Source organism: Phenylobacterium sp. LjRoot97 (assembly GCF_964254345.1).
In the GTDB taxonomy this organism is placed as follows: domain Bacteria; phylum Pseudomonadota; class Alphaproteobacteria; order Caulobacterales; family Caulobacteraceae; genus Phenylobacterium.
The window spans coordinates 1,006,997-1,026,674 of sequence record NZ_CAXUTH020000001.1 but is presented as its reverse complement, the minus strand read 5'-3'; the positions used below and the strand labels follow the sequence as shown (position 1 = coordinate 1,026,674).

Below are 19,678 nucleotides of genomic sequence, written 5' to 3'. Positions count from 1 at the left end.
CCGTTCTGCAACCGGCGACGGGCTCACCGGGTTTGGGGGACAACCGATCCGCGCGCGGATCCTCCCCCGGAAGACGAGCACCTCCCATGACCCGGCTGACCCTCCTGGCGGCGACCACGGCCGCCATCGCCCTCCTGTCCACCCAGGCCCATGCCGGCGGCTACTACCTGCAGGAACAGTCGGTGAAGGGCGCGGGCCGCGCCTACTCCGGCGAGGTCGCCGACCAGGGCGTCGCCTCGCTGTGGTGGAACCCGGCCGCCATCGCGCGCTCGGAGCGGGAGGCCTATGTCGGCGTACATGCCGTGTTCGTCGACGCCACCGTCCGGAACGAAGGCTCGACCATCACCTATCCGAACGGACTGACCATCCCGATCCAGGGCGAGCCGCGCGCCTTCAACCCGATTCAGGACGGCGCCGCCCCCAATTTCGCCATCGCCACACCGATCGGCGACCGCTTTGCGCTTGGCCTGTCGGTGGCCGCACCCTTCAACTTCACCACCGAGTACCGCAAGACGTCCTGGGCGCGGTACGACGCCCTGACCTCCCGCCTAACCACCGCCGACATCCAGCTGACCGGGGCGATGAAGGCCACCGAGTGGCTCGATCTCGGGGTCGGGGTGAGCGCCCAGTACACCGACGCCAAGCTGCAGACCGCCTATCCGAACCTCTCGCCGCTGCTCGCCGACGGGATTTCGCAGCTCAGCGGCGACGGCTGGGACTTCGGCTGGACCGTGGGCGCCCAGGCCTATTTCGGGCCGGTGACGGTCGGCGCCAGCTACCGCTCGAAGATCGAGCATGACCTCGACGGCAACGTGCTGGTCGGCGGACTGGTCGGCCCGCTTGCCCCGGTCAATCGCGAGGTCGGCGGCTCGGCCGCCTTCACCACCCCGTGGATCGCCACCCTCGGCGCGCGCTGGCAGGCCACCGACAAGCTCGCGCTCAACGCCCAGGTCCAGCGCATCGGCTGGGGCGAGTTCGAGTCGATCGACGTGAAGTTCGCCGGCGGCGGCGAAAACCTGTTCCAGGGCTACGAGGACGTGACGACCGGCGGCGTCGGCCTCGACTATGCGGTCAACGACAAGCTGACCCTGCGCGCCGGCGTGCAGTACGACCCGACCCCGACCCCGGACGAGGCCCGCACCGCCCGGGTGCCGGACGGCGACCGCTGGCTCTATGGGGTCGGGGCGACGGCGGACGTGATGTCCGGCCTCAAGGTCGACGCGGCCTTCGCCTACATCGACTTCGCCAACTCCGACGTCCACCACGACACGGTGTTCTACGAGGGCACGCCCGCAGCGACCACGACGCGCCTGCGCGGCGAGGTCGAAGGCGCCGGCTACGTGCTGTCGCTGGGCCTGCGCAAGACGTTCTAGTCCCACATCCGCTCATCCCGGCGAAAGCCGGGACCCAAGCGGCCTCGCACAACGCAGAAGCGGCGCTCCAGCCAGGCTGAAGCGCCGCTTGGGCCCCGGCTTTCGCCGGGGTGCGCGGTCGCCCTACTTCTGGTTCGCGTAGAGCTTCACCACCTCGTAGAGGAAGTCGCGGCCCTCATAGAGCGAGCGCACCCGCATCTTCTCGTTCAGGCCATGGGCGCCATTGCCGCTCGGCTCGCTGAACATCCCCGTCAGGCCATAGGTCGGCACGCCGACCGCGTTCAGGAAACGGCCGTCGGTGGCGCCCGTCGCCATCACCGGCACGATCGGCACGCCAGGCCACAGCTTGGCCGAGACGGTTTCGACCGGGCCCATGATCTGCTTGTTCAGCACCGGCGGCGGGGTGACCGGGCTCGGCTCGCCGACCGTCGTCACCTTGATCGCCGGATCGGCCAGCACCTTGACCAGCGCCTCGCGCGTCGCCTCGACGCCCTCGCCCGGCAGGATCCGGCAGTTGACGTTGGCCCGCGCCCGCTGCGGCAGGGCGTTGGGCGCATGGCCGGCGTTGACCATCGTCGCCACGCATGTGGTCCGCATCATCGAGTTGCGGCCCGGATCGCGCGCCACCGCCGCCACGGCCGCGGCGTTGGACGGATCCTTGGCGACGGCGGCCATCGCCTCGCCCATCGGGCCGCCCTCGATCTTGGCCATCTGCACGAAGTTGCCGCGCACCGCGTCGTTCAGCTTCACCGGGAAGTCGTACTCGCCCAGCCGCGCCAGCCCCTGCGACAGGTGGTAGATGGCGTTGTCGCGTACCGGTGCCGAGGAGTGGCCGCCCGGATTGGTCACTTCCAGGGTGTAGTCCTGATAGACCTTCTCGCCGGCCTGGACGCCGAGCGAGACCCGCTGGCCCTGGGCGTCCAGCCGCCCGCCCGCGCCCTCGTTGAGCACGAAGGCGGCGTCCATCAACTCGCGGTGGTTCTTGATCAGGTACTGGACGCCGTTGAAGGTGTCGGGCGTCTCCTCGCCGCAGGTCAGCGCCATGCGGATCGTGCGCTTGGGCTTGAAGCCCTCGGTCTTGTAGCGGGCCAGGGCGTCGACCCAGACCGCAGCCTGGGCTTTGTCGTCGGCCGCGCCGCGGGCGTAGAAGAAGCCGTTCTCCTCGACCAGCTTGAACGGGTCGCGCTCCCAGTCGTCGCGATTGGCCTCGACCACGTCGATGTGGGCCAGCAGCAGGATCGGCTTGGCCTTGGCGTCGGTCCCCTTCAGCGTCGCCACCAGGTTGCCGTCCTTGGGCCGGTCCGGCGAGACGATGATCTTCAGGTCCTCGTCGGCGAACCCGGCGCTCTTCAGCCGCGCGGCCATCGCCTCGGACGCCGCGGTGCAGCTGCCGACCGACAGGGTGGTGTTGATCTCGATCAGCTCTTTGTAGAGGTCGCGGAACGCCAGCTGGTCAGGACGCGGGCTCTGCGCCATCGCAGGCGAGGCGACGGCGGCGGCCGCCAAGGCGGCGGCGGTGAAGGTACGGATCATTGACGCTCCCCATGAACTGGCGGGAGCCTATGGGGCGTCAGCCGCGCGGGCAATGGCCGAGCCGCCCACAACAACCGGGGGATTTAGTTCACGTCCGACTTCTTCGGCGCGGCCGGCGGCAGCGGCGCGATCTGGATGCCGTCCTCCTTCAGCGCCTTGATCTCGGTGGGGCTGGCCTCGCCGTAGATGCCGCGATCCTCGGACCGGCCTTCGTGGATGGCGCGGGCCTCGCCGGCGAAGGCGTCGCCGACATAGTCGAAGTTCTCCTCGACGTGGGCGCGGACCTTGCCCATCGCCTCCATCACCATCGAGCGCACCTGCGGCGGCAGGTCGGCGGCCTGGGACTTCTTCGTGCCCGCCACCGACGGGGCCATGATCTGCTTGTCCACGGCCGTGGTCTCGCAGACCGGGCAGGAGACCAGGCCCCGCGCCGACTGGTCGTCGTAGTCGCCGGACGAAGCGAACCAGCCCTCGAATTCGTGGGCGTGCTCGCAGATGAGCGCATAGCGGATCATGCGATGGATATAGGCGCCGCGAAGCTTCGCGCATTGGGCAGGGCTGGGATCGCCGCGCGCGCCTTGGCGACGGCGCCCAGGTCGAGGTCGGCGACCAGCACCCCCGGCTCGTCGTGATCGACCTTGCCGATCACCTCGCCCCACGGGCCGATGGCCAGGGTCCGGCCCCAGGTGCCGCGGCCGTCCTCGTGGAATCCGCCCTGCGCCGGGGCCAGCACGAAGCTGCCGGTTTCGATGGCGCGGGCGCGCAGCAGCGTCTCCCAGTGCGCCTCGCCGGTCGGACGCGTGAACGCCGCCGGCGTCACGATCACCTCGGCGCCGGCCAGGGCCAGGGCGCGGTAGAGCGCCGGAAAGCGCACGTCGTAGCAGATGGTGAGGCCAAGCTTCAGCTCGCCGGCCCGCGCCGCCACCGCCAGTTCGCCGGGCTCGTAGGTCTCGCTCTCGCGCGCGGTCTCGCCGGTCGGCAGATCGACGTCGAACATGTGCAGCTTGTCGTAGGTGGCGGCGATCTCGCCCTGCGGCGTGATCAGGGCCGCGCGGTTGGCGGCCTTGCCGTCGGCGCGCTTCACCAGCGCCGAGCCGATCAGGATGGTGACGGAGAGCTCGGCCGCCAGCGCCTGCAGGCCGCGAACTACGGGATCGTCCTCAAGCAAGGTCAGCTGCGGCAGCAGCGCGGCCTTGTCCTTCTGTAGGATGTTGGTCCCCTCGGGCGTGGCGATGAAGCTCGCGCCGTCCGCAGCCGCCTGACGGATCAGCGGCGCCACGTGCGCCAGGGCGGCTTCGTGGCTGGCGGGGGTTCTCGTCTGGATCAGGCCGACGCGCAGGGTCATCAAGTACTCCACTCATCCCCGCCCAGGCGGGGATCCAAGCCCATGCTCAGCTTAGGCTCCCGCTTTCGCGGGAGTGAGCGGAAAGATCAAGCCTAGGCGGCGAGCAGGGCGTCCAGCTTGCCGTCGTATTCCAACGCCATCATGTCGTCGCAGCCGCCGATGTGCTGATCGCCGATGAAGATCTGCGGGAAGGTCGCCCGGCCGTTGGCGCGCTGGATCATCTCCTGGCGCTTGTCGGGATCGAACGACGCTTCGATCTCCTGGAACTCCACGCCCTTCTTCTCCAGCAGCGACACCGCGCGGATGCAGTAGGGGCAATACGGCTTCGTATAGATGGTGACTTCGGCCATGGCTCAACTGAAACGGGTTGCGACGGTTTCGGTTCTATATGGATCGACTTGAGCTTTCTTTAACCCTCGCCACCACTGCGGCATTCACGCGCAGCGCGCCCGCCGCCAGCAAGGCCCGCGCGCAGCCTTCCAAAGTGGCGCCGGTGGTCATCACGTCGTCGATCAGCAGGATGGTCTTGCCGGCCACCCGCCGGGCCCGCGCCGGCGGCACGGCGAAGGCCGCGGCGACGTTGCGCCGCCGCCCGCTCCCCGACTTGCCGCCCTGGGGCGCGGTGGCGCGCACCCGCGCCAGCGTGTCGGGCAGATAGGCGACGCCCGACAGCCGGCTCAGCGGCCGGGCGATCTCGGCAGCCTGGTTGTAGCGGCGCCCCAGCAGCCGCGAGCGGTGCAGCGGCACGGGAACCAGGGCGTCAGCCTCGTCCAGCAGCTCGCGGGCCGAGCGGCTGATCCAGCGGGCCATCAGCGGCGCCAGGTCAGTGCGGTCGGCGTGCTTGAGCTGCAGGATCGGTCCGCGCGAGGTCTCGTCATAGAGGCAGGCGGCCCTGGCCCGCGCGAACGCCCGCGGCCGCGCCGAGCAGTCGGGGCAGCGTACGCCGGGCCCCAGGTCGTACTCGAACGGCAGGCCGCAGCCGTCGCACAGCGGCCCGTCGATGAACGGGATGGCGCTCCAGGCCGCGGCGCTCAGACCGCCGCTCATCGCCGGCGCGCCGCCATCGAGCGATTGGGGTGGGAAAAGCAGGTCGAGCGCGGTACGAACCGCGGCCTTCGCGCGCGGCCCGGGTTTCCACCGGGCGTCCGCATCGCCATCTAGAAAGCCCATGTCCGCCTCGCCCCGCATCTTCGACCGCGACCAGCACCGCACCCGCCTGGACCGCGCCGCCCCCGGCTACGCCGCCGCCGACTTCCTCAAGGCCCGTGCCGCCGAGGACGCCGTGGTGCGTCTCGAAGCGATCATGCGCGACTTCCCGCGCGCCGTCGATCTGGGCGCGCGCAACGGCTGGTTCGCCCGGTCCCTGGCGCAGAGCGACGCCGCCGAGCGGGTCGGCTTCCTGGTCGAGGCCGACCTGTCGCCGCGCATGCTGGTCGGACGCCAGGGCGTTCGCCTGGTCGCCGACGAAGAGCGCCTGCCCTTCGCGGCCGGCAGCCTTGATCTCGTGGTCTCGACCCTGGCCCTGCACTGGACCAACGACGTGGTCGGCGCCCTGATCCAGATCCGCCGGGCGTTGAAGCCGGACGGGCTGTTCATCGGCTCGCTGCTAGGCGGCGCGACCCTGACCGAGCTTCGCCAGTCCCTGCTGGCCGCCGAGGCCGAGCTCACCGGCGGCGCCGGGCCCCGCGTCTCGCCCTTCGCCGACCCCTACGACGCCGCCGGCCTGCTGCAGCGCTCGGGCTTCGCCCTGCCGGTCGCCGACGTCGACCGCGTCACCGTCCGTTACGCCCATCCGCTCAAGCTGCTCGCCGACCTGCGCGCCATGGGCGAGACCAGCGTCCTGGCCGAGCGGCATCCCAAGCGCCTCACGCGCCAGGTCCTGGCCCGCGCCTTCGAGATCTATGTCGAGCGCTTCGCCGAGCCAGACGGCCGCGTCCCCGCGACCTTCGAGATCCTGACCCTGACCGGCTGGGCCCCCGACCCCAGCCAGCAGAAGCCGCTGAAGCCCGGCTCGGCCAAGATGCGCCTGGCCGACGCCCTCGGCGTCGTCGAAAACCCGCTGCCGCGGGACGAGGACTAGCCCGGCTGCCGGCGCCCGCAGGCGCGCAGCTGTCTGCGTCAAACCTGGGCGCCACGAGATCTTCACGGACCGAACGGCCAAGCCGGGTCGCTTTTTGGCCACGTCGGCGCTTTAACCTCGCTCCTGGCTCGACCCCAAAACGACTACAGGAACCCCCCTACATGCGTATTGCTATCCTGGCCGCCGGCCTGCTCGGCGCCGCTGTCGCCGCGACTTCCGTGCAAGCCCAGACCGCTCCGGCCGCCCCCGCCGCCGAAGCGCCTGCCGCGGGCGGCTTCTCCGACACTGACCTGAAGGCCTTCGGCTCGGCGATGACCGAGATCCAGAAGATCAACGGCGAGTACACCCCGAAGATGGCCGGCGCCGACGGCCCGACCAAGGCCGAGGTGCAGAAGGAAATGATCGGCAAGATGGGCGCGGCCGTGCAGGCCAGCGGCCTGTCGCCGCAACAATACAACGACATGTCGGCCGCCGTGCAGAAGGACCCCGCCCTGCGTGCGCGTCTGACCACGGTGCTGAACGCCGAACCGGCCGCCTAAGGCCTTAGGCTCACGCCTTTCGAAGGCCGCTCCGGTCCGCCGGGGCGGCCTTTTTCATGCCTGCAACGTCGGCCGCCGCGCCTCGTCCAGAGCCACCACGACATCGGCCCGCGCCGGCATCTCCGCCAGGATCCAGGCCGTCAGCCGCTCGTAGTGGGCGATGAAGGCGGAGACCTCTTCGTCGCTCATCGCTCGGCTGGCGTCGGCGCCTTCGCGCGCCAGCCGCTCGCGCAACTTGCGCTCCTGTTCGATCCGCCAGCCCAGCACCACCTCGAAGCTCGGCGCCTGCAGCAGCACCAGCAGGTCGAGGCTACCGAACAGCTGCTGGTAGGGGCCGGCCAGCGCCGCGTTCACGAACCTGCGCCAGGCGCCGTCCGCGTCCTGCTGCGCCTCCAGCGCATTGACCGGCCCGGCCAGCGCCTCCGCCGGTTGGGCCCGCGCCCCGACGCACCAGCCTTCGAACAGCACGACGTCGGCCGGGCCCTCGAACGGCGCGCCGTGCTCGCGGCGGTCGTCGCGGGCCTTCTCGAACACCGGCCGCTCGTGGTTCCCCGGCGTGCGCAACGCCCGCAGCATTTCCACGCCCAGCGCTACGTCGTGCGTGCCCGGAACCCCGCGCACCGCCAGCAGCGGATGCACCTGGCCCGCCAGCTCCTGCCGCTCGGCGCGCGTCAGATAGAGATCGTCCAGCGAGATCGCCGCCGTCTTCAGGCCGCGCTGCTCCAACAGCCGCGCCAGCACCGCTGTCAGGGTCGACTTGCCGCTGGCCTGCGGGCCGCAGACGCCGACCACGATCCCGCCCGGCCGCGCGGCCGCGGCGATGCGATCCGCCAGCGGCACGGCGACGTCGCGCACCACCGCCTCGTAGCTGGCCGGCAGCCGCTCCTGCGCCATGAACTGCGTCAGCCAGGGCTCAGGCGTCATCGGCGGCCTCCGTCGTCAGGCGCGCGGCGATGTCCTTCAACTGGCGACGCCGCGCCGAGCCCGTACGCCAGGCCATGACGATAGTCCGCCGCGGGGCCGGATCGGGAAACCGCGCCAGGCTGATGCGCGGATCGGCGAGGTTCCGGGCCGCCATCTGCGGCAGCAGGGTCACCCCCTGCCCGTGCGCCACCAGTTGCAGCAGCGTCGTCAGGCTGGTCGCACCGAAGGTGGCCAAGTCGCTGAGCTCGCAGGCCCCCAGCGCCTGGTCGCGCAGGCAATGGCCCTCCTCCAGCAGCAGCAGCCGGTCGGGCGGCAGTCGCCGCGGGTCCTCCGCCGCCAGCGGCGCGGCCGCGGGACTGGCCAGCAGGAACGGGTCTTCGAACAGCGCCACGGTCTCGATGCCCTCGGCCGCGAGCGGCGCGGCCGCGATCACCGCGTCCAGGTCGCCCGCCGCCAGCTCGGTCAGCAGGGTCGCGGTCTGGGTCTCGCGAACCTGCAGCTCCAGTTCCGGCAGCACCGCCTGCAGCACGGGCAGGGCCCGCGGCAGCAGATAGGGCGCCACCGACGGGATCATCCCCAGCGCCAGCCGCCGGGAGCCGACGCCGCGCCGCTCGCGCGCGAAGTCCTCGAGGTCCTTGACCCCCGCGGTCAGCGCCCGCGCCCGCTCGGCCAGCGCCGCGCCGTCCGGCGTCAGCACGCTCGCGCTCCGGCCGCGTTCGACCAGCACCAGGTCGAGCTCGGCCTCCAGGTCACGGATCTGCATCGACAGCGCCGGCTGGCTGACGTGGCACGCCGCCGCCGCCCGCCCGAAGTGGCGCTCGTCGGCCAGGGCGGTCAGGTAGCGCAGCTGTCGGAGGGTCGGCATCGGGATAAGCTAAACTTACTGCGCCATCGAACAAGCGTGCTCGACGCTTATGAAATTCGCCGCCCCTGAGGTGCGACGTTTCGCCCTAGCCGAACGGGGATATGGCGCTGGCGTTGAGGCGGGACTCGGGCTCAACCTTGAGGGGTCCGATGCACAGCCTGCGTCGACACGGTCGGGGACTAGCTAGCTCCGGCCCTGAGAGGCCCGCGGTGATCCGAGCTCACCGCGGGCCTTTTTCATTTCAGATCAGGTCGCGCAGCCAGGCCACCAGCGGCGCGTCGGCCGGCGGCATCGGATAGTCGCCCAGCTTCATCGGCTTCACCCAGGCGATGCCCGAGTGCTCCTTGGCGGTGACCACGCCCTCCCAGCGCCGCACGAGGTAGAGCGGCATCAGCAGGTGGAAGTCCTCGTAGGTGTGGCTCGCGAACACGAACGGCGCCAGGCAGGCGTGCGAGACGACGATGCCCAGTTCCTCGTCCAGTTCGCGGATCAGGCACTGCTCGGGGGTCTCGCCCGGCTCGACCTTGCCGCCCGGAAACTCCCACAGCCCGGCCAGCTGCTTGCCGGGTGGGCGCTGGCAGATCAGCACCCGGCCGTCGGAGTCGATGAGCGCCGCGGCGGCGACGAGAACCATGCGCTTGGTGTCGGACATGCCTGCTTCCTCGCGGGATGCGCCCGCGATTGCAAGAGCTCAGGACCACAGCTCGAAGGGCTCGTCGATGTCCTCGCCGGCCAGGAACCTCGCCAGCAAGGCCGGCAGCCGCCCCGGATAGAAGCGGCCGTCGTGGCCCTCGATCTCGGCCGGCGTCCACCAGCGGAAGTCGGTGTAGTCCTCCAGCTCGTAGTCGAGGCGCCCGGTCTCGTCGATCGCCGCGCCGCGCCCGTCCAGCCTCACCTCGACGACCACCTCATGCTGCAGCCGCCGGGCCTGGCGATAGCGGAAGGTGGCGGTGCGCCGCCACGACGGGCGTCCGACCTGCTCGGCCCGAACCACGATGCCGGTCTCCTCGCGCAGTTCACGCAGCGCCGCGTCGAGATAGGTTTCGCCCGCGTCGATCCCGCCGCCAGGCAGCTCCCACCACTCGCCCTGCTCCGGTTCGGTCACGTCGCGGGTGTGGAACAGCAGGATCCGGCCCTCGCAGTCGCGCACCACCACCCGCACCGCATGGCGCTCGGTCAGCGGCAGGTCGTCCGGCATCTCGAGCATCGGAGTCGGCAATCCCTTGCAAAACTTGACTTTCGGCGCGCGGCCAGCCATATCCCTGCTGCGCCGCAACATTCGTGGCGCTATCGGCGCTCCAGCCGCGTGATGGTTCCGCAACTCGGACCCAGCTGTCGAGCGCCCTGAAGAGATCGCATAGATCGCCCCGCCACGCGGGGGCTTTCCACAAATGACCCGCGACCTTCGCGACCCTCGCAGCATGCGAGCGGCCGCGCTCGGCGCATCCGTGAAAGACACTCGTTTGACCAAATTTACCGACCTCGGCCTCGACAAGATGCTGCTCAAGGCCCTCAACGACGAGGGCTATGAGAAGCCGACCCCGATCCAGGCCCAGGCGATCCCCGGCGTGCTGGCCGGCAAGGACCTGCTCGGGATCGCCCAGACGGGCACCGGCAAGACCGCCGCCTTCGCCCTTCCGATCATCCACCGCCTGGCCGCCGACAAGAAGCCGGCGCCGCGCCGCGGCTGCCGCGTCCTGGTGCTCTCGCCGACCCGCGAGCTGGCCACTCAGATCGCCGAAAGCTTCAAGGCCTACGGCAAGCACATGAACCTCAGCGTCGCCGTGATCTTCGGCGGCGTGAAGTACGGCGGCCAGATGCGCGCCATGGCCCCGGGCGTCGACGTCCTGGTCGCCACGCCGGGCCGCCTGCTCGACCACCTGCAAGAGAAGACCATCACGCTGCAGGGCGTGGAGATGTTCGTCCTCGACGAGGCCGACCAGATGCTCGACATGGGCTTCATCGTGCCGATCCGGCAGATCCAGAAGCACCTGCCGCGCGTGCGTCAGAACCTGTTCTTCTCGGCCACCATGCCGAGCGAGATCGAGAAGCTGGCCAGCGAACTGCTGCGCCCCAACCCGACCAAGGTCTCGGTGACCCCGCAAGCCACCACGGTCGAGCGCATCAAGCAGCAGGTCATCTTCGTCGAGACCGCCCGCAAGCGCGCCCTGCTCTGCGAGATGTTCGCCGAGCGCGACTTCAAGCGCGTCATCGTCTTCACCCGCACCAAGCGCGGCGCCGACCGCGTGGCCAAGTCGCTTGAGGCGGCCGGCGTCGAAGCCGCCGCCATCCACGGCGACAAGAGCCAGGGCCAGCGTGAGCGCGCCCTCGCCGCCTTCAAGGCCGGCGAAGTCCGCGCCCTGGTCGCCACCGACATCGCCGCCCGCGGCATCGACATCGACGCGGTCAGCCACGTCATCCAGTACGAACTGCCCAACGTGCCGGAAGCCTACGTCCACCGGATCGGCCGCACGGCTCGCGCCGGCGCCGACGGCTCGGCCGTGGCGTTCTGCGCCGACGACGAGCGCAACCTGCTGAAGGACATCCAGAAGGTCACCCGCCAGACCATCCCGTCCTTCGACCGCCGCAACGACCGCGGTCTGCACGTCATGACTCAGGCGATGCCGGAAGTGGCCGCCGAGCGCGCCGAGGCCGGCCGCAAGAACGCCGACCGCGCCAACGGCGGCGGCGGACGCAAGCCGCAAGGCCGCAGCGACCTGCCTCCGGGCCTGCGCAAGCAGCGCAACCGTCCGGCCAAGGCGGCCGGCGGCGGCCGTCAGGGCCAGGGCGGCGGCGAACAGCGCCAGGGCCAGCCCCAGCGCCACACCGACCACCGCGCCGGCGGCCAGCGCGCTCACGGCGAACGCGCCGCGACCACGCCGATCGACCAGTCGCAGTTCAAGGGTCCCAAGCGCGGCGCCAAGCCCGCCGCCGAGAAGCGCTGGTCGCCGATCGACTAAGCCGCTGAGTAAATGCTCCCCCTCTGGGGGAGCTGTCAGCCGAACGGCTGACTGAGGGGGACTTTGGCTTCCCTGCTTTGAGAGCAGTCCCCCTCCGTCTCGCCGCTTTGCGGCGATCCACCTCCCCCACTGGGGGAGGATCTGAAGCCGCTAAGACCGATAGTCGCCGTTGATCGCGACGTACTGCTTGGTCAGGTCGCAGGTCCACATGGTCGCCGAGGCGCGGCCGACGCCGACGTCCACCGACACTTCCAGCTCCTGGTTCTTCATGTAGGCGCTCATCTTGGCCTCGTCGTAGGTCGGCGAGATGAGTCCGTCCTGCGCGGCGACCAGCGGCCCGAACTGCACCTTGACCCGGTCGCGGTCGATCGGCTCGTCGGCGCGGCCCACGGCCATGACGATCCGGCCCCAATTGGCGTCCTCGCCGGCGAAGGCGGTCTTGACCAGCGGGCTCTCGCAGATGGTGCGGGCGATCTTGCGGGCGCTGGCCGAGCTCGCGGCCCCCGACACCGTCACCTTCACGAACTTGCTGGCGCCCTCGCCGTCGCGGACCAGTTGCAGCGCCAGGTCCATCAGCACCGCCTCCAGCTTCTCGCGGAAGTCGGCCAGCCGCCGGTCGCCGGCGCGGGTGATGTTGGGGGCGCTGGACTGGCCCGTGGCGAACAGCAGCAGGGTGTCGTTGGTCGACCGGTCGCCGTCCACCGTCACCGCGTTAAAGCTGTTGCGGGTGTAGAGGCTGGCCAGGGTCTGCAGGGCGGTCGACGAGATCTTCGCGTCGGTGGCCACGAAGGCCAGCATCGTCGCCATGTCGGGCGCGATCATGCCCGAGCCCTTGGCGATGCCGGCGATGCGCACCTTCTCCCCGTCGATCATCGCCTCGGCGTAGGCGCCCTTGGGAAACGTGTCGGTGGTCATGATCGCCCGCGCCGCGCCGGCCCACCCGTGGTCGGTCAGCTTGGCTTCCACCTCCGGCAGCCGGTGGGCGATCTTGGTGTCGTCCAGCAGCACGCCGATCACCCCGGTCGAGGCGACCATCACGTCGCGCTGGCGGCAGTCGAAGCGCTTGGCCACGGCCGAGGCCACCCGCCGCACCGCATCGGCGCCCGGCTTGCCGGTGAAGGAGTTGGCGCAGCCGGCGTTGACCACCAGGGCGCGCACGTCGGCGCCCTTGGTCATTTCCAGATGCTTCTTGCACCAGTCGACCGGCGCTGAGCCGATGCCGTGGCGGGTGAACACGCCGGCGCCGGCCGTGCCCTTGGCGAAGCGCATGACCAGCAGGTCCTCGCGCTCGTGCTTGTAGAAACCGGCCCGGCCGGTCGCCAGCTGCACGCCGGCGATCGGCGGGATCTGCGGGAACGGCACGGCCAGAGGCGACACCGGCAGCGCGCCCTTGGCGGGCTTGGCCGGCTCGGCCTTCGGGGCCGGCTCGGTCTTCTTGGCGGCGCGCTTGATGGCGGTGGCGAGCGGATCGACGATCGCGCCGGCCAGCGCCTCGACGGGCTTGGCGGCGGCTTCCAGCGCCTTGCCGGCGGTGGACTTGATCGGGGCGGCCTTCTTCGGGGCGGCGGGCGTCTTGGTCATGGCTGGGCGGCCTTGGCTGGGGCGGCGGACGCGGCCGGGGCGGCCTTCGTCGCGGGAGTTTGCGGAGCGGTCTTCGGGGCGTCGGCGGGTTCCTTCGGCTGACCCGGCACGTCTTGCGGCGCGCCGATCAGCGTCTGGACCTTCGCCCGGCTTCGGAGCTTCTCCAGCAGGTCGCGGACTTGGTCATAGGTCAGGAAACGCACGATCTGCGGTCTGGCCGCCTCGAAGGTGATCGGCTGCTCCAGCCGCCGGTCCTCGATCTTCAGGATCGCCCAGCCGCCCTCGATCCCGAACGGGCCGACGATGTCGCCGACCTTTCCGGTCTTGAGGTTCGCCGCATAGGCCTCGGGCATGACGTCGACGGTGAAGTAGCCGAGGTCGCCGCCGTTGAACCGGGTCGCCGCGTCGGTCGAGCGCTCCATCGCCAGGGCGTCGAACGAGGCCCCGGTCGCCAGCAGCTTGCGCACCGCCTCGGCCTCGGCCTCGGTGGCGACGACGATCTGGCGGGCGCGGATCTCCTCCGACTGCTTGGCCAGCTTCAGCTGCTCCTGGTAGAGCCCGCGGATGGCGTTGTCGTTGACGGCGTCGGCCACCACGCTCTCGACCAGCATGTCGCCGAGGATCCGCTCGCGCGCCGCGGCCAGCCGCTTCTGCGCCACCGGATCCTTGTCCAGCTTGCGGCTCAGCGCCTCGGCGGCCAGCAGCTTCTGGTCGACCACCTCGTCCAGCACCCGGCGGAACAGGTCCGAGGAGACGTCCAGCGGCTCGCCTTCGCCGATCAGGCCCTGGGCCACCGCCTCGCGCTTGACGTCCGAGGCCCACACCGTCTTGCCGTCGACCTTGGCCACGGCGGTGTCGCCGGGCGCGGGCGCGCCCTCGGTCCCGCCGCGGTCGCCGCAGGCGACGAGCAGGCTCGCCGCGACCAGCATGACCGCGGCCAGCGCCAGCGCGTTCGGGACGCGGCGAAAGGCGGAGTTCGTCATCGTCGACGTACCTCGTGTGCGAAAACCGCCCGCAGGCGCTTGCCCGTCCCTAGCCAACTCGGCGCGGGGATGCAAAGGTCGCGCCCGATCTAAAGCCGCCCGGACCGGATAACAGCCGTCGCGGCCTCATTTTTTTCGGAGGAATCATTTCATGACGCGTGAAGCCGTAATCGTCTCCTACGCTCGGACCGGGATGGCCAAGTCCCAGCGCGGCGGGTTCAACATGACCCCGACCGTGACCATGGCCGCCCATGCGATCAAGCACGCAGTCGAGCGCTCGGGCGTGGACAAGGCCGCCGTCGAAGACGTGATCCTCGGCAACGTGGCGCACGGCGCCGGGAACCTGGGCCGTCAGGCCGCCCTGCTGGCCGGCCTGCCGATCACCACCTCGGGCGTGACCGTCAACCGCTTCTGCTCGTCGGGTCTGCAGACCATCGCCACCGCGGCCAACTACATCCGCAACGACGGCGCTGAAGTCGCCATCGGCGCCGGCGTCGAATCCCTGTCCTTCCCGGGCGGCGGCGGCGGCGGCAGCGACAACTTCGACAAGAACCTCGTCGCCCAGTATCCGGCCATCTTCATGCCGATGATCGACACCGCCGACATCGTCGCCGAGCGCTACAAGGTCAGCCGCGAAGCCCAGGACGAGTACAGCCTGGAATCCCAGCGCCGCATGGCCGCCGCCCAGCAGGCCGGCAAGTTCAAGGACGAAATCGTCCCGCTGGCGACCAAGATGAAGGTCGTGAACAAGGAAACCAAGGAAGAGAGCATCGTCGACTATCTGGTCGATCGCGACGAGTGCAACCGTCCCGACACCACCATCGAAGGTCTCCGCAAGCTCCAGCCGGTCCGCGGCGAAGGCAAGTTCATCACCGCCGGCAACGCCTCGCAGCTGTCGGACGGCGCCGCCGCCGTGGTGCTGATGGAAGCCAAGGCCGCCTCCAAGGCCGGCCTCGAGCCGCTCGGCGCCTTCCGCGGCTGGGCCGTCGCCGGCTGCGCCCCTGACGAAATGGGCATCGGCCCGGTCTTCGCCGTTCCGCGTCTGCTGGAGCGTCATGGCCTGAAGGTCGACGACATCGACATCTGGGAACTGAACGAAGCCTTCGCTTCGCAGTGCGTCTATTCGCGCGACCAGCTGGGCATCGACCCGGAAAAGTACAACGTCAACGGCGGCTCGATCGCCATCGGCCACCCCTACGGCATGACCGGCGCCCGTCTGACCGGCCACATCCTGCAGGAAGGCAAGCGCCGCGGCGCCAAGTGGGGCGTTGTCACCATGTGCATCGGCGGCGGCATGGGCGCCGCCGGCCTGATCGAAATCTACTAAGACTTGAGAACTGACCCCTCCCCCGCTCATCCCGGCGAAAGCCGGGACCCAAGCTGAATTTCAGCCGAGCGGGGGATGGGCTTCTACACCTACATCCTGGCGAGCGGCCCTTACGGGACGCTCTACACCGGAAGCACCGACGACCTTCCGAAGCGGATCTTCGAACACAAAGAAAAGGTCCGGCGCGGTTTCACCGCCAAATACGACATCACGCAACTTGTCTGGTTCGAGGCCTTCGAGGGCCGAGAAGGCGCATTTCGTCGCGAGCGCCAGATCAAGGAATGGAAGCGTCGCTGGAAGATCGAGTTGATCGAAGCGCTAAATCCGACGTGGCGGGACCTCTATCCGGACCTCAACAATCTGCTCTCGCTCGATTGACGAGCAGCTTGGATCCCGGCTTCCGCCGGGACGAGCGGTGATGGGGCGCGACACCTCACCATTGCGTTGAGCGGCCACCCCCGCGTTGACACTGGCATGGGCGCTGCTTAAGTCTCGCGCGCCCTGAAAAGAGCGGAATTTCCGGGCAGGCGAGCAGGCTTAGAGGCGCCGCCGCCGGGCCCTCCCGCAAATCCGGAACGATTTCCCTTGAGCATCTTCCAACGCTTCTTCGGCTCCTCGAACGACCGCAAGGTCAAAGGCCTCAACACGCGGATCGCCAAGATCAACGCGCTAGAGCCGAAGATGCAGGCGCTCTCCGACGCCGAGCTTCGCGGCAAGACCGACGAATTCAAGGACCGCCTGGCCAAGGGCGAGACCCTCGACCAGATCCTCGAAGAAGCCTTCGCCGTCGTCCGCGAAGCTTCGCGCCGGGTGCTGGGCCAACGCCACTTCGACGTCCAGCTGGTCGGCGGCATCGTGCTGCACAACGGCGGCATCGCCGAGATGCGGACCGGCGAAGGCAAGACCCTCGTCGCCACCTCGCCGACCTATCTGAACGCGCTCGCCGGCAAGGGCGTGCACGTCATCACCGTCAACGACTACCTGGCCCAGTTGCACGGCGACTGGATGGCCCAGGTCTACGCCTTCCTCGGCCTCTCGACCGGCGTCATCGTCCACGGCCTTTCCCAGGGCCAGCGCCAGGCCGCCTACCAGGCCGACATCACCTACGGCACGAACAACGAGTTCGGCTTCGACTATCTGCGCGACAACCTGGTCTACGATCCGACCGAGATGGTCCAGCGCGGCCATAACTTCGTGATCGTCGATGAAGTCGACTCCATCCTGATCGACGAAGCCCGCACCCCGCTGATCATCTCGGGCCCGACCGAGGACCGCAGCGAGCTCTACAAGACCATCGACCTGGTCATGAAGGAGCTGATCCAGGATCCGACGACCTTCGACCACGACGAGAAGCAGCGCCAGGTCATCCTGACCGAGGAAGGCTCCGAGAAGGTCGAGGAACTGCTGACCGCCGGCGGCCATCTCGATCCCGACTCGGCCGGCCTCTACGACGCGGCCAACGTCTCGATCGTCCACCACGTGAACCAGGCGCTGCGCGCCAACATCCTCTACACCCGCGAGAAGGACTACATCGTCCGGGCCGGCGAGGTGATCCTGATCGACGAGTTCACCGGCCGCATGATGCAGGGCCGCCGCCTGTCCGAAGGCCTGCACCAGGCCATCGAGGCCAAGGAAGGCGCCAACATCCAGCCCGAGAACCAGACCCTGGCCTCGGTGACGATCCAGAACTACTTCCGCCTCTACGAAAAGCTCTCGGGGATGACCGGCACAGCCGCGACCGAGGCCCAAGAATTCGGCGACATCTACAAGATGGACGTCTCCGAGATCCCGACCAACCGTCCGGTCGCGCGGATCGACGACGACGACGAGGTCTATCGCACCGAGCGCGAGAAGAACGACTCGATCATCAAGCAGATCGAGGCCTGCTATGTCCGCGGCCAGCCGATCCTCGTCGGCACCGTCTCGATCGAGAAGTCCGAGCAGCTGTCCGAGCTGCTCAAGGCCCACAAGTTCGAGCACAACGGCAAGACCCAGAACGGCGTCCCACACAACGTTCTGAACGCCCGCTACCACGAGCAGGAAGCCATGATCGTGGCCGACGCCGGCATCCCCGGCGCGGTGACCATCGCCACCAACATGGCCGGCCGCGGCACCGACATCCAGCTGGGCGGCAACATCGACATCCGCGTGCTGAAGTGGCGCGAGGAGCAGCGCGGCCTCGGCATCGAGGTCACCCCCGAGGCCGCCGCCGAGGAGCGTGCGCGTATCGAGGCCGACACCAAGGCGCTGAAGGAACAGTCCCTGGCCGCCGGCGGCCTCTACGTGCTCGGCACCGAGCGCCACGAAAGCCGCCGGATCGACAACCAGCTGCGCGGCCGGACCGGCCGTCAGGGCGACCCCGGCCACTCGAAGTTCTTCCTCTCCTGCGAGGACGACCTGCTGCGCATCTTCGCCGGCGAACGCCTCGATGCGATCATGCGCACCTTCGGCGTCCAGGAAGGCGAGGCGATCACCCACAAGTGGCTGAACGCCGCCATCGAGAAGGCCCAGAAGCGCGTCGAGCAGCGCAACTACGAGATCCGCAAGAACCTGCTCAAGTACGACGACGTCGTGAACGACCAGCGCAAGGCCGTGTTCGAGCAGCGCGCCGAGTTCATGACCGCCGCCGACCTCTCGGAAATCATCACCGAGATGCGCCAGGACACGGTCGAGGACCTGGTCGAGCGCCACCTGCCGCCCAAGGCCTACGCCGAACAGTGGGACATCGCCGGCCTGACCGAGCGCGTTCAGGAACTGCTCGGCCTCGACCTGCCGCTCGCCGCCTGGGCGGCTGAGGAAGGCATCGCCAACGAAGAGATCCGCGAGCGCATCCAGCAGGCGGCCGACGCCCGCGCCGCCGAACGCGAGACCGCCATCAGCCCCGACCAGATGCGCAATCTGGAAAAGAGCTTCCTGCTGCAGATGATCGATCTGCAGTGGCGCGAGCACCTGATGCACCTCGACCACCTGCGCAACGTCATCGGCCTGCGCGGCTACGGCCAGCGCGACCCGCTGAACGAGTACAAGACCGAGGCGTTCACGCTGTTCGAGAAGCTTCTGGTCGATCTGCGCCAGAACGTCACCCGCTGGCTGATGACCGTCGAGTTCCAGTTCGCCGAGCCCGAACCCATCGCGCCGCTGTCCGGCTTGACAGAAGTCCACATGGACCCGCTCACTGGCGAGAACGCGGCCCAGATGGGCGCCCTGCCTGACGGCCTCTCGGCCGAACAGCGCCAGGCTTTGCCGATCACGGCCCTGCCCGACGGCTGGGAGCAGACAGGTCGCAACCAGGTATGTCCCTGCGGCTCGGGTAAGAAGTTCAAGCACTGCCATGGTGCGCTGATCTAGGGGACCCGAGCAGATGGCCGACTTCCTCTTCCAGGTCGACGGCTTCTGCCCAGTCTGCGAACTCCCCGCCACCTTCGCGGCCAGGGATCCCTGGCTGCGGGACCACTTCCTCTGCCAGACCTGCAACGCCCAACCGCGCGAGCGGGCGCTGCTCTCGGTGCTCGCCCAGCTGCGGCCCAACTGGCGCGAGCTGACGATCCACGAGAGCTCGCCCGGCACCGCCGCCAGCCGGCGCCTGGCCGACCAGGCGCCAAGCTACCGGGCCAGCCAGTACGATCCGTCGATCCCCTGGGGCTCGACCCATCCCGCCGGCGGCTGGCGCTCCGAGGACCTCGAGCGCCAGACCTTCGCGGACGCCAGCTTCGATCTCGTCGTCACCCAGGACGTCATGGAGCATGTCTTCGCCCCGGACCTGGCCCTGCGCGAGATCGCCCGCACCCTGAAGCCGGGCGGCCTGCACGTCTGCACCGTGCCGATCGTGAACAAGGAAAAGCCGTCGGTCCGTCGCGCCGCCCGCCGGCCGGACGGCGGCGTCGAGCACTTGCTGGAGCCGGTTTATCACGGCAACCCGATGGACCCGAACGGCTCGCTGGTGACCATCGACTGGGGCTACGACATCGCCGCCTACTGGGACTCGGTCAGCGGCCTGAGCACCACCATCTGGACCATCGACGACCTCGGCCGCGGCATCCACGCCGAATACATCGAGGTGCTGGTCTCGCGCAAAGGCGGGCTGCCCGACCTGTCGTGCGACATCGCCCCGCCGCCCGCGCCGCCGCGCAAGGGCCTGTTCGGCAAACTCTTCGGCTAGGCCTCCAGG

The 19,678-nt window shown here is 69.4% G+C and carries 19 protein-coding genes; 8 read left to right on the top strand and 11 right to left on the bottom strand.

Annotated features, from left to right (window positions below; all coding sequences use genetic code 11):
* Positions 1-86 precede the first annotated feature (86 nt).
* Positions 87-1,373 carry an OmpP1/FadL family transporter gene (locus ACSQ2H_RS04890; protein ID WP_436060334.1) on the top strand — a complete coding sequence of 429 codons (1,287 nt, stop codon included), beginning with the start codon at positions 87-89 and terminating at the stop codon, positions 1,371-1,373.
* A 123-nt stretch (positions 1,374-1,496) separates the two neighbouring features.
* Here ACSQ2H_RS04890 and ACSQ2H_RS04885 read toward each other — a convergent pair whose 3' ends face one another.
* The 5 genes from ACSQ2H_RS04885 to ACSQ2H_RS04865 form a co-directional block, all read right to left on the bottom strand.
* Positions 1,497-2,906: a M20/M25/M40 family metallo-hydrolase gene (locus tag ACSQ2H_RS04885; RefSeq protein WP_436060333.1), complete on the bottom strand. Its 1,410-nt coding sequence runs from the start codon at positions 2,904-2,906 to the stop codon at positions 1,497-1,499.
* An 83-nt stretch (positions 2,907-2,989) separates the two neighbouring features.
* On the bottom strand, positions 2,990-3,421 hold the full coding sequence (locus tag ACSQ2H_RS04880; RefSeq protein ID WP_436060332.1) for a DUF1178 family protein: 432 nt from the start codon (positions 3,419-3,421) through the stop codon (positions 2,990-2,992).
* The gene (locus ACSQ2H_RS04875) at positions 3,418-4,251 is read right to left on the bottom strand and encodes a carbon-nitrogen hydrolase family protein (RefSeq protein ID WP_436060331.1); all 834 of its coding nucleotides are present in this window, start codon (positions 4,249-4,251) and stop codon (positions 3,418-3,420) included. Before ACSQ2H_RS04875 ends, ACSQ2H_RS04880 begins: the two co-directional genes overlap by 4 nt.
* Positions 4,252-4,343: 92 nt before the next feature.
* On the bottom strand, positions 4,344-4,601 hold the full coding sequence (grxC, locus tag ACSQ2H_RS04870; protein ID WP_436060330.1) for a glutaredoxin 3: 258 nt from the start codon (positions 4,599-4,601) through the stop codon (positions 4,344-4,346).
* Positions 4,602-4,635: 34 nt separating this feature from the next.
* Positions 4,636-5,421 (bottom strand): ComF family protein, encoded by a 786-nt coding sequence (locus ACSQ2H_RS04865; RefSeq protein WP_436060329.1) that lies wholly within the window; start codon positions 5,419-5,421, stop codon positions 4,636-4,638.
* On the opposite strand from ACSQ2H_RS04865, the gene ACSQ2H_RS04860 reads away from it, so the two are divergent.
* Both ACSQ2H_RS04860 and ACSQ2H_RS04855 read left to right on the top strand, forming a co-directional pair.
* Positions 5,420-6,331 carry a methyltransferase domain-containing protein gene (locus ACSQ2H_RS04860; protein ID WP_436060328.1) on the top strand — a complete coding sequence of 304 codons (912 nt, stop codon included), beginning with the start codon at positions 5,420-5,422 and terminating at the stop codon, positions 6,329-6,331. The genes ACSQ2H_RS04865 and ACSQ2H_RS04860 overlap by 2 nt on opposite strands.
* A gap of 161 nt (positions 6,332-6,492) precedes the next feature.
* Positions 6,493-6,870 carry a DUF4168 domain-containing protein gene (locus tag ACSQ2H_RS04855; RefSeq protein WP_436060327.1) on the top strand — a complete coding sequence of 126 codons (378 nt, stop codon included), beginning with the start codon at positions 6,493-6,495 and terminating at the stop codon, positions 6,868-6,870.
* A 54-nt stretch (positions 6,871-6,924) separates the two neighbouring features.
* Here the strand turns inward: ACSQ2H_RS04855 and ACSQ2H_RS04850 are convergent, their stop codons facing one another.
* The 4 genes from ACSQ2H_RS04850 to ACSQ2H_RS04835 form a co-directional block, all read right to left on the bottom strand.
* Positions 6,925-7,794, bottom strand: coding sequence for a kinase (locus tag ACSQ2H_RS04850; RefSeq protein WP_436060326.1), 870 nt, complete (start codon positions 7,792-7,794; stop codon positions 6,925-6,927).
* Positions 7,784-8,659, bottom strand: coding sequence for a LysR substrate-binding domain-containing protein (locus tag ACSQ2H_RS04845; protein ID WP_436060325.1), 876 nt, complete (start codon positions 8,657-8,659; stop codon positions 7,784-7,786). Before ACSQ2H_RS04845 ends, ACSQ2H_RS04850 begins: the two co-directional genes overlap by 11 nt.
* A 241-nt stretch (positions 8,660-8,900) precedes the next feature.
* Positions 8,901-9,311 carry an 8-oxo-dGTP diphosphatase MutT gene (gene mutT, locus ACSQ2H_RS04840; RefSeq protein ID WP_436060324.1) on the bottom strand — a complete coding sequence of 137 codons (411 nt, stop codon included), beginning with the start codon at positions 9,309-9,311 and terminating at the stop codon, positions 8,901-8,903.
* A gap of 39 nt (positions 9,312-9,350) precedes the next feature.
* Positions 9,351-9,866 (bottom strand): NUDIX hydrolase, encoded by a 516-nt coding sequence (locus ACSQ2H_RS04835; RefSeq protein WP_436060323.1) that lies wholly within the window; start codon positions 9,864-9,866, stop codon positions 9,351-9,353.
* A gap of 256 nt (positions 9,867-10,122) precedes the next feature.
* Between ACSQ2H_RS04835 and ACSQ2H_RS04830 the strand changes: the two genes are divergently transcribed.
* The gene (locus ACSQ2H_RS04830) at positions 10,123-11,619 is read left to right on the top strand and encodes a DEAD/DEAH box helicase (protein WP_436060322.1); all 1,497 of its coding nucleotides are present in this window, start codon (positions 10,123-10,125) and stop codon (positions 11,617-11,619) included.
* A 150-nt stretch (positions 11,620-11,769) separates the two neighbouring features.
* On the opposite strand, the gene argJ is transcribed toward ACSQ2H_RS04830, so the two are convergent.
* Positions 11,770-13,200 (bottom strand): bifunctional glutamate N-acetyltransferase/amino-acid acetyltransferase ArgJ, encoded by a 1,431-nt coding sequence (gene argJ, locus ACSQ2H_RS04825; protein ID WP_436060321.1) that lies wholly within the window; start codon positions 13,198-13,200, stop codon positions 11,770-11,772.
* Positions 13,197-14,183 (bottom strand): peptidyl-prolyl cis-trans isomerase, encoded by a 987-nt coding sequence (locus tag ACSQ2H_RS04820; RefSeq protein WP_436060320.1) that lies wholly within the window; start codon positions 14,181-14,183, stop codon positions 13,197-13,199. Before ACSQ2H_RS04820 ends, argJ begins: the two co-directional genes overlap by 4 nt.
* 151 nt (positions 14,184-14,334) lie before the next feature.
* On the opposite strand from ACSQ2H_RS04820, the gene ACSQ2H_RS04815 reads away from it, so the two are divergent.
* The 4 genes from ACSQ2H_RS04815 to ACSQ2H_RS04800 all read left to right on the top strand — a co-directional run bounded on the left by ACSQ2H_RS04815 (position 14,335) and on the right by ACSQ2H_RS04800 (position 19,669).
* Entirely contained in the window at positions 14,335-15,510 is a 1,176-nt protein-coding gene (locus tag ACSQ2H_RS04815) for an acetyl-CoA C-acyltransferase (protein WP_436060319.1), read from the top strand.
* A 75-nt stretch (positions 15,511-15,585) separates the two neighbouring features.
* The gene (locus ACSQ2H_RS04810; protein ID WP_436060318.1) at positions 15,586-15,888 is read left to right on the top strand and encodes a GIY-YIG nuclease family protein; all 303 of its coding nucleotides are present in this window, start codon (positions 15,586-15,588) and stop codon (positions 15,886-15,888) included.
* Between the two features lie 207 nt (positions 15,889-16,095).
* Positions 16,096-18,858 (top strand): preprotein translocase subunit SecA, encoded by a 2,763-nt coding sequence (gene secA / locus ACSQ2H_RS04805; RefSeq protein WP_436060317.1) that lies wholly within the window; start codon positions 16,096-16,098, stop codon positions 18,856-18,858.
* A 13-nt stretch (positions 18,859-18,871) separates the two neighbouring features.
* Entirely contained in the window at positions 18,872-19,669 is a 798-nt protein-coding gene (locus ACSQ2H_RS04800; RefSeq protein WP_436060316.1) for a class I SAM-dependent methyltransferase, read from the top strand.
* Positions 19,670-19,678 lie beyond the last annotated feature (9 nt).

Excerpts from the sequence above, each read along its gene's own strand:
- ACSQ2H_RS04890 (WP_436060334.1), top strand. The coding sequence starts at position 87 with ATGACCCGGCTGACCCTCCTGGCGGCGACCACGGCCGCCATCGCCCTC.
- ACSQ2H_RS04885 (WP_436060333.1), bottom strand. The coding sequence starts at position 2,906 with ATGATCCGTACCTTCACCGCCGCCGCCTTGGCGGCCGCCGCCGTCGCC.
- ACSQ2H_RS04880 (WP_436060332.1), bottom strand. The coding sequence starts at position 3,421 with ATGATCCGCTATGCGCTCATCTGCGAGCACGCCCACGAATTCGAGGGC.
- ACSQ2H_RS04875 (WP_436060331.1), bottom strand. The coding sequence starts at position 4,251 with ATGACCCTGCGCGTCGGCCTGATCCAGACGAGAACCCCCGCCAGCCAC.
- grxC (WP_436060330.1), bottom strand. The coding sequence starts at position 4,601 with ATGGCCGAAGTCACCATCTATACGAAGCCGTATTGCCCCTACTGCATC.
- ACSQ2H_RS04860 (WP_436060328.1), top strand. The coding sequence starts at position 5,420 with ATGTCCGCCTCGCCCCGCATCTTCGACCGCGACCAGCACCGCACCCGC.
- ACSQ2H_RS04865 (WP_436060329.1), bottom strand. The coding sequence starts at position 5,421 with ATGGGCTTTCTAGATGGCGATGCGGACGCCCGGTGGAAACCCGGGCCG.
- ACSQ2H_RS04855 (WP_436060327.1), top strand. The coding sequence starts at position 6,493 with ATGCGTATTGCTATCCTGGCCGCCGGCCTGCTCGGCGCCGCTGTCGCC.
- ACSQ2H_RS04850 (WP_436060326.1), bottom strand. The coding sequence starts at position 7,794 with ATGACGCCTGAGCCCTGGCTGACGCAGTTCATGGCGCAGGAGCGGCTG.
- ACSQ2H_RS04845 (WP_436060325.1), bottom strand. The coding sequence starts at position 8,659 with ATGCCGACCCTCCGACAGCTGCGCTACCTGACCGCCCTGGCCGACGAG.
- mutT (WP_436060324.1), bottom strand. The coding sequence starts at position 9,311 with ATGTCCGACACCAAGCGCATGGTTCTCGTCGCCGCCGCGGCGCTCATC.
- ACSQ2H_RS04835 (WP_436060323.1), bottom strand. The coding sequence starts at position 9,866 with ATGCTCGAGATGCCGGACGACCTGCCGCTGACCGAGCGCCATGCGGTG.
- argJ (WP_436060321.1), bottom strand. The coding sequence starts at position 13,200 with ATGACCAAGACGCCCGCCGCCCCGAAGAAGGCCGCCCCGATCAAGTCC.
- ACSQ2H_RS04820 (WP_436060320.1), bottom strand. The coding sequence starts at position 14,183 with ATGACGAACTCCGCCTTTCGCCGCGTCCCGAACGCGCTGGCGCTGGCC.
- ACSQ2H_RS04815 (WP_436060319.1), top strand. The coding sequence starts at position 14,335 with ATGACGCGTGAAGCCGTAATCGTCTCCTACGCTCGGACCGGGATGGCC.
- ACSQ2H_RS04810 (WP_436060318.1), top strand. The coding sequence starts at position 15,586 with ATGGGCTTCTACACCTACATCCTGGCGAGCGGCCCTTACGGGACGCTC.
- ACSQ2H_RS04800 (WP_436060316.1), top strand. The coding sequence starts at position 18,872 with ATGGCCGACTTCCTCTTCCAGGTCGACGGCTTCTGCCCAGTCTGCGAA.